The following is an 8032-nucleotide window of genomic DNA, read 5'->3' on the forward strand; positions in this document are numbered from 1 at the left end:
AATAAATGTTTAATTTGTATAGAGTATTGTCTAATATATGCTCAATAATAACGTTCTTTAAAAGACGATTTTTTATCATAAAAAGCCATGACTACAGACAACACACAACAAATAATGAACGAATTGAAGGTAAATAAGCTACCTTCTCTTCCTCATGTATTGGTTGAAATGCTGGAAGCTTGTCAGGAAGACGGCGCAACCTTTCAGCGAATGTCACAAATAATTAGTCATGATGCTGCGATCACCGCACGCGTTATATCCCTGGCAAATTCGTCGTTCTACAATCGCGGAACCGAAATAAAAAGTATTGAGCGCGCTCTACTTGTTTTGGGTACCGATACAATCAAGACGATTGTTATCACTGCGGCGGTACAACAATTCTTCTCGGGCTTTAAGAGTCAACACCTCGTTTTTTTGAAACAGTTCTGGAAGCACTCTCTGAGCACAGCTTTAATTGCAAAAGCATTAGCGATCCTGACCAGCTACCCTAATCCTGATGAAGCCTATCTGACTGCATTGCTTCACAACATCGGGGAGGTGGTTCTCGACAGTCACTTTCCACAAGAGTATGCAGAACTTCGTAGTAAGCCAGAGGTTCTTACTCATAAGCTCTGTAAATTTGAGCAAGAAGCATTTTCAGTTGACCATACTCAAATAGGAGCATGGCTCGCAAAAGAGTGGAACTTAAGTAGCTTTGCTGTTGATGCGATTGAGTTCCATCACGCCGAGCCTGAATCTATTCAGGATGCTCATCACCTGGTTAAGCTCATATACCTTTCAAGCCAGTTAGGCACTTTTCAGCAGGATTATTTCTCAGGCGACAGTTTCGCAGACTTGGGTTACCAATTATTTGAACTAAACAGCGCACTACTAAAAGAAATTGTCTTTAAAGTCGAAGGCGATGTTAAAGAAATGGCCAAGACTCTAAATATCGAAATAGACATTCAAGCCGACATAGATAGTGAAAACGATAAAAAAGCCCAAGTAAAGCTGGCCGAGCAAGTCCGAAAGATTGGTCTTATCCAGAATGTTAGCACTGAACTGAGTCACGCCCAAAACCGAGATGAGCTAGGAAGGTCACTACGCACGAGCCTTGAGCTACTTTTTGGTTTTAGCCAAAGCGAAGTCTACTGGTTTAACCCCGAATCTAAAGAGCTCGTTTCAGGCCAGGCACATGGCGACAATGAAGTACCTATTAAAGTGAAACTAAGTAATGAGCGCAGCCTAGTCGCGCAGTCAGCCGCAAGAAACCAGGTAATGTGCTCACTTGACCACAATATTGAGGCCTCAAGCTCAGCCAATGACTCAAACAACTTATCAGTTGTCGATCAGCAGATAACTAGGGGACTCAATAGCACGGGTATTGTTTGCTGTCCGATTCGGACTCATGAAGACTTATTTTGCGTATTGGTGATTGCCTGTGAACACTCTCTGAGCCAAAGCTCACACCAAATACGTTTATTAAAGTACTTTACCGAGGAAATGGCCCAGGCTTGCAGTAAGACCACGGAAAAAATTACACGCATTGAGAGCGATGCCAGCACTGAAGCTATGGCACAGCGAGCCAGGGAAATAGCCCACGAAGCCAACAACCCCTTAAACATCATTAATAACTATTTGGTCTCTTTGTCTAACAAACTAACGGGGCCTGCAGAAAGTTACGAGCAACACGAGCTAGCTGAAGAGCTTGATATTGTCAGAGAAGAACTAAATAGAACAAGTCAGATTATTTTACGTTTACGCGACCTAAAACAAGAAGCCGTCGAAACACAGTCCGGCGTCGACATTAATACCGAAATCAAGAATCTTTGCACCTTATATGAGCATTCTTTATTCGTCTTGCACGACACTTCCTATCAGCTAGACTTAGATCAGGACTTGAAGCGAATCGGCACGAAAAGGAACCAGTTCAAGCAAATCATTACAAATCTGATTAAAAACGCCTCGGAAGCAATGCCTGAAGGCGGCATTATTTTTATCAGCACGGCAGCCAATATCAACCTTAATGGCCAGGGTTACGTAGAAATCCTGATCAAGGACCAAGGCCCAGGCCTGCCAGAAGAAATAGCAAAAAGCCTTTTTAAACCTGTTACCTCAACAAAAGGTGACGGACACTCAGGCTTGGGCCTGAGTATTACCAAAAACCTCGTCAGGGATGCTAAAGGTACCATTAGTTGTAGAAGCAACGAAAAAGGAACGACGTTTCAAATCTTTCTTCCTCAAGAAAGCCTATAGTCCATGTGTATGGAAGCGACTATAGGAGAGGAATATGGAGCAGTAATGAACGTAGTGATTACGTAGTGGTCAAGAGTTAGCATGAAAATACAAAAAACAGAGCAGAATCTAAGTCTGCAAACTGAACAAGCCTGCATTCTTATCGTCGACGATGAGTATCGCCTACTTAAAAGTCTTGAGAACCTTCTACTCAACAAAGGCTATCAAGTTGTTTGCGCACATGGTGGCCTGCAGGCCTGTGAAAAGCTATCATCAGAAGACTTTGATCTAGTTCTTCTTGATCTGAATATGGCTGATCTCAATGGTCATCAAGTGATGGACTTTATCACTCAAAAAGAAATCGATGTTGCAACAATTGTTGTCAGCGGCGAGTCTTCTTTTTCTGCGGTAAGCAAAGCTTTACGACGTGGCGCGTATGATTACTTGCGTAAGCCCTATGACCCTGAAGAACTGCTTTCTACCATGGAAAGCGCCCTGCAGAAGGTGATGCTTGAAAAAGCACACCACGCTATGCAATCGAGACTACAAAAATCTGAAGAACTTCACCGCTACATCGTTAACAGTTCTCCTGATATCGTTTTCATGCTCGACAAAAGTGGTCGATTCACTTTTCTGAACAACAAAGTAGAAAGCATTCTTGGTTATAAGAAAACAGACTTAATCGGCCGAAACTACCTGGATATTATTGAAGAGAATGACCTGGAGCGTGCCAGCTATCTATTTGAGGAACAGTTCGGTAAAAAACAGGATACCTGGTCTTCAGAGTTGCGCCTGAAAGCTAAAAAATCAGACCATACAGCGCGCTATTTTGAAGTCACTTTCTTCCCTATTGAGCGTAAAGTAAGAACCTCAGTTACAGACATTTCCGGAAAAAAGAAAACGCTTACCAAAGTGATTGGCACCTATGGAACAGCTCGTGACATTACCGAGCGAAAAGAAGCCGAAGAGTTTATTAACTTTCAGGCCTATCACGACCTTCTTACACGCCTCCCGAACAGAGCGCTGTTTAAAGACCGTCTAAACATCTCTATCGCGCAGGCCAAACGAAACAAGAATCATGTCGCCGTCATGTTCCTGGATCTGGATCGCTTTAAAGTGGTCAACGATACTTTGGGGCACGCTATGGGCGACCGCTTATTGCAGTCTGTGGCCCTTCGCCTTGAAAGCTGCGTCAGAAAGTGTGATACCTTATCTCGTTTTGGTGGAGATGAATTCACCCTACTTCTGCCATCAATTTCTTCGCCTGAAGATGCCAGAACCATTGCCAAGAAAGTCATTTCAACACTCAAAGCCCCTTTCGACCTGGGTGAGCATGAAGTATTTGTCGGCGTAAGTATTGGTATTGCCGTCTACCCTAATGGCGGGAACACGGTTGACCAGCTCATCCAAAATGCCGATGTTGCTATGTACCATGTAAAGGGACGCGGTAAAGATGGTTACCAGTACTACAGCGAAGATATGGCCATCCACACCTCAAATCGTTTGAGCCTGGAAAGAGACCTTAGAAACGCACTGGAACGTAACCAGTTCAAAGTTTATTATCAGCCTCAAATTTCTGCCAAGACAGGTAAGACCATCGGTGTTGAAGCGCTGGTAAGATGGCAGCATCCTGAGCGTGGTCTAATCTATCCTGGCGAGTTTATTCCTTTAGCCGAAGAAACCCGACTAATGTCTGATATTAGCGACTGGGTACTGCATTCGGCCTGTAAAGAAATTAAATCCTGGATCGACAGCGGCCAAAGTGACATTCGCTTATCAGTAAACTTCTCACCTCTCCAGGTTGAACACCCGCGCTTTGTACAGCGTTTACTATCCAGCTTGCGCCAGGCAGATTTCCCGCCCGGAAATCTCGAAATCGAGCTCACTGAAAATGTTATTATGAACGACCTTGAGAATATGACTCAAAAACTCAGACAACTCTCTGAGCATGGCGTCACCATTGCCATTGACGACTTTGGCACGGGTTATTCATCACTGAACTATATTCATAAACTGCCTATTCATACTTTGAAAGTAGACCAGTCCTTCATCAAGGATATTGAAGATACACACGATGATGCCTGCATCGTTAATGCTATTGTATCCATGGCCCACGGCCTGAAACTCAATATTGTTGCCGAAGGCGTCGAAACCGAGACTCAACTAAGTTACCTAAAGTCTTTGGGCTGCCAGGAGATTCAAGGCTTCTATTTTGGTAGAGCCGTTCCAGGCCGTGACGCACTTGAACAGATTAACAACAATGCGAGCCAGCTTATTGAGATATAAGCTGGCCTTTTTCCTCAGAACATCCATAATAATGCAAAGCCTTATAGTCAAACCTGCCTCTTCTCTTTGAAAGCTCAAACCATGTTAGACAAATACAGATTAATTGGACGTTCCTACGACACTTTAAGCAAACTATATAGCGGCAATGCTATACAGGAATGCCGCTTAGCGATGCTTGATGAAGAACTCGTCAAGACTGGTAGTAAAGTCTTATTTGCTGGTGCGGGACAAGGTGATGATGCCATTAGAGCAGCTGAACTCGGTGCTGAATCGACATTAATTGATTTATCACCAACAATGATGGATACCAACCTCAAACTTATTGAGAAGCACCCCGATAAGGAGTCACTCAATATTAAACCTATCCTTGGTGACATACTCAAGCATGAAGCAAAAGCTAATTATGATGTCGTGGTTGCCAACTTCTTTCTAACAGTATTTGAGAAAGACAAAATGAATGCGGTGTTAGACCACCTGATCAAACTGTGTAAACCAGGTGGCTACGTGATTATTGGTGATTTTAAAACTGCCAGTGGCAATATATTTCAAAAGACTGCTCAGCAAGCCTACTGGCTAACCGCCGCAACGGCTTTCTTTGCGGTCGCAGGCAATGCTATTCATGGCCTTTACAATTACGCAGACCTACTTGAAAAGAAGGGTTTGAAGCTCTGTAAAGAGCAGACTTTTAGCGTACTGGGCCAACCCGCATTTCAGTCCATACTGGCCGAGAAACAGTGAAGCTGGTATTGAGCTAAGCCCAAGGCTTGTAATGATTCCGAGAACACCTCTTCATTAGGCGTCATCTCAGAAAAATAAATCTGATGAATCGCGTTCTTTGTAGAGAGATCTTGCCCTGGAATAACCCCCTGCTCACCAGCCAACAAATGCTGCACTCGCTTTGCAATCGCTTCACCGGAATCTACCCAGCTTACCTGGGGAAGCAAGGCACTAAGCTGATCTTTAAGTAAAGGGAAATGAGTACATCCCAAGACAACCACATCTACCCTTGAGCCATCGACTTCTTGTTTAAACGGTGCCAGCACTCGAGCAAGAAGTGCTTGATCAACTGGGTAACCCGACAAGTGCATTTCGGCTTGTTCAACAAGCTCACTGCTACCAATTCGAACCACGCAACAATGACTTGCATAGTCCTTAATTAATTGATCTGTATATTGGCGCTTAACCGTTGCCGGAGTCGCTAATAACCCTATCACCGCGCTTTGGGTCATCTGGGCTGCGGGCTTTATAGCGGGTACAACGCCGACAAAGGGCACATCAAACTCCGCCCGTAAATCCGGCAGGACTAGGGTGCTAACAGTATTACAAGCCAGAACAACCAGCTCTGGCTTATGTTGGAGCAACATTGCCGAGACAACTTCTCTTAAGCGTTGCCGAAGCACCTGCTCCGGCAACAAACCATAAGGGAAGTAAGCGTCGTCTGCAAAATAGATAATTTGCAACTCTGGCATTGTCGCCAGAATCGATTGGCAGACACTCAAGCCCCCTACTCCGGAATCTAGTACCAGAATCGAGCGAGCAGCGGGCGACTGTGTCAAAGGGTGAGGCCTTTTAGCGCTGCACAGAACGCTTGCGCATTGCGACAAATAGCGCAAACAAGCAAACTAGTACAGGCACTAAAAAGATATTAATCAACTTCAAACGCGTACCCAAGTTTTCAATATCCTGGTCCAACTGATGCTGAACATCTCGCAACTGTTTACGAATTTTAAGCTTCTCAACCTGAAAGCTTTCTAACTCTTGGGCTTGCTCATCAGTAAATAGAGCACCATCACCTTCACCCCGTAAACGCTCCAGATCCATCAGCTTACTCTCAGTTGCCTGAAGCTCTTCTTCGAGCAACTCTTGCTGCTCCAGGAAGCGCTCTTCAGCCGCCATACGTATATCTTCAACTTTATCAAAAGGACGATTAAAGCGCCCCTGACTACGAATTTGAATTAGCTCCGGATGCCCCGAAAAGTTTTCCAGAGCATTAACCAGGAAACTACCATTATCGGCCCAAGGCGTGGCAATCTGCTGACCAAAGAAATTCTGAACCTGAATCCACAGTCGATCTGTCAGTAGATCTGAATCCGCAACAATCATCAAGTTAAGCGCCTCACCTTCGCTTATTTCCGGTAAAAGCGTTTCGCTAACTGTTTCGGTTTTCTGAACCTCTTCGGCATCCAAAGAGTCGCCCTCAGCATTTGGCTCATCGCTATCAGATAAGATCTGCTTCTGCACTGTTACACCTTCAGGAAAAGCGGTCTTCGCTTTCCCTGAAACTCTTACAGCAAGGGCATAGCGCTCGCCCGTTGGTTCAAAGTCATTCAATAAGTCTTGAGGGTCTTGCAGATTTGTTAAGAGCTCAGCTTTTTGTGGCATTGACTGTTCACTGCTCGATAACAAGACATTCACTTCCGTCTGACGGTCTTCAAGACTATCCAGGATACCCGCTGAAGACCAGTTCATGCTCTCTAATCCGAACAAGACAATGTCTTCGCCTGAGCTCGCCGTGCTCGGGTCCATCCCTAACAAGCCAATATGTCGCACCGGATTTCGGTTCTGTCCAAGCCCGACAACCATAGAGTTTGCGAAGTCAGTCACGATCACATCTTCGCGCAACTGGAGACCCCAGCCAGGCAGCAACTTATTAAGATCTGAACGTTGTACAGAAGGAATTCCGCTTTGTCCGGCAAGTGCCTCAGAGTACGGGTCGAGAAATACCAAGGTTCTCCCACCCTTCAGGACAAACTGATCTATCGCAAACAACAAACTATCTGAAAGGTTTTGAGGTGCAACAAGCAAGAGCACATCCACCTCAGGAATTTCGGTGGCATTGTCTTCTATCCATTCCAGTTCAAAGCCTTCCTGCATATATTCGACAATCGACCAAGCTGGACGTGTCTGTCGAGTCATATAATCAAAGCCGCCATTGATTTCCACGCCACTATAAATTCCGACTTTAGGCAAAGCCGTCTTTGACAGAGACGAGATCAAACGCGTCAATTCATACTCAAGGAATGCCTCTTTGTCTGGCTGCATAAATGGAATCACTTCTTCTGCGCCGTCTTCATTCTGTACACGCAAGCCAAAGTAAATTTCGTCACCTCGGGAACCTGCTGGCACGCCTTGCAAGCCAGCCAAGGAAGCTTCATCTTCAGCTTCCGAGAAAGGCACAGGATCTACTTTTTCGAAGCTGAGCTTCCCGTCAGATAGACCTACATACTCTTGCAACAATTCTTCGACTCTTTGAGCATAAGTCCTTAAAGCAGGAAGCTGTGAACTCGCTTTATCAGAAAAATACAAGGTTAAGTTCACGGGCTTATCAAGACTTTTAATTATTTTCTTAGTGCCGTCAGACAAGGTATACAAACCATTTTCAGTCAAATCCCAGCGAACACCGCTTAGCAGTTTGGAGCTCACGAGAATCACCACAAACATGGCAATAAATACAATCAATAAACCTTTAGATGATTTTAAATTAGTCATGTCTATCTCCCCTTAATCCGCTTTCTTCATATCAACGACCAAA

5 protein-coding genes are annotated in these 8032 nt (G+C 44.7%); 3 read left to right on the forward strand and 2 right to left on the reverse strand.

The genetic code is table 11. The features are described from left to right. The first annotated feature begins 87 nt into the window (after positions 1–87). The 3 genes from A3729_RS20135 to A3729_RS20145 all read left to right on the forward strand — a co-directional run bounded on the left by A3729_RS20135 (position 88) and on the right by A3729_RS20145 (position 5238). Positions 88–2235 (forward strand): HDOD domain-containing protein, encoded by a 2148-nt coding sequence (locus A3729_RS20135; RefSeq protein WP_068642366.1) that lies wholly within the window; start codon positions 88–90, stop codon positions 2233–2235. A gap of 81 nt (positions 2236–2316) precedes the next feature. Continuing rightward, a complete protein-coding gene (locus A3729_RS20140; protein WP_068514704.1) occupies positions 2317–4500 on the forward strand; it encodes an EAL domain-containing protein in 2184 nt (727 codons plus the stop codon). An 81-nt stretch (positions 4501–4581) separates the two neighbouring features. Further along, positions 4582–5238, forward strand: coding sequence for a bifunctional 2-polyprenyl-6-hydroxyphenol methylase/3-demethylubiquinol 3-O-methyltransferase UbiG (locus A3729_RS20145; protein ID WP_068514702.1), 657 nt, complete (start codon positions 4582–4584; stop codon positions 5236–5238). On the opposite strand, the gene murI is transcribed toward A3729_RS20145, so the two are convergent. Both murI and A3729_RS20155 read right to left on the reverse strand, forming a co-directional pair. Further along, positions 5211–6056 carry a glutamate racemase gene (murI, locus tag A3729_RS20150; RefSeq protein WP_068514699.1) on the reverse strand — a complete coding sequence of 282 codons (846 nt, stop codon included), beginning with the start codon at positions 6054–6056 and terminating at the stop codon, positions 5211–5213. The two genes, A3729_RS20145 and murI, sit on opposite strands and share 28 nt — an antisense overlap. Before the next feature lie 13 nt (positions 6057–6069). Then, positions 6070–7989 (reverse strand): Gldg family protein, encoded by a 1920-nt coding sequence (locus A3729_RS20155; RefSeq protein WP_068514696.1) that lies wholly within the window; start codon positions 7987–7989, stop codon positions 6070–6072. Between the last annotated feature and the right edge of the window lie 43 nt (positions 7990–8032).

It is taken from the genome of Oleiphilus sp. HI0043 (assembly GCF_001634935.1).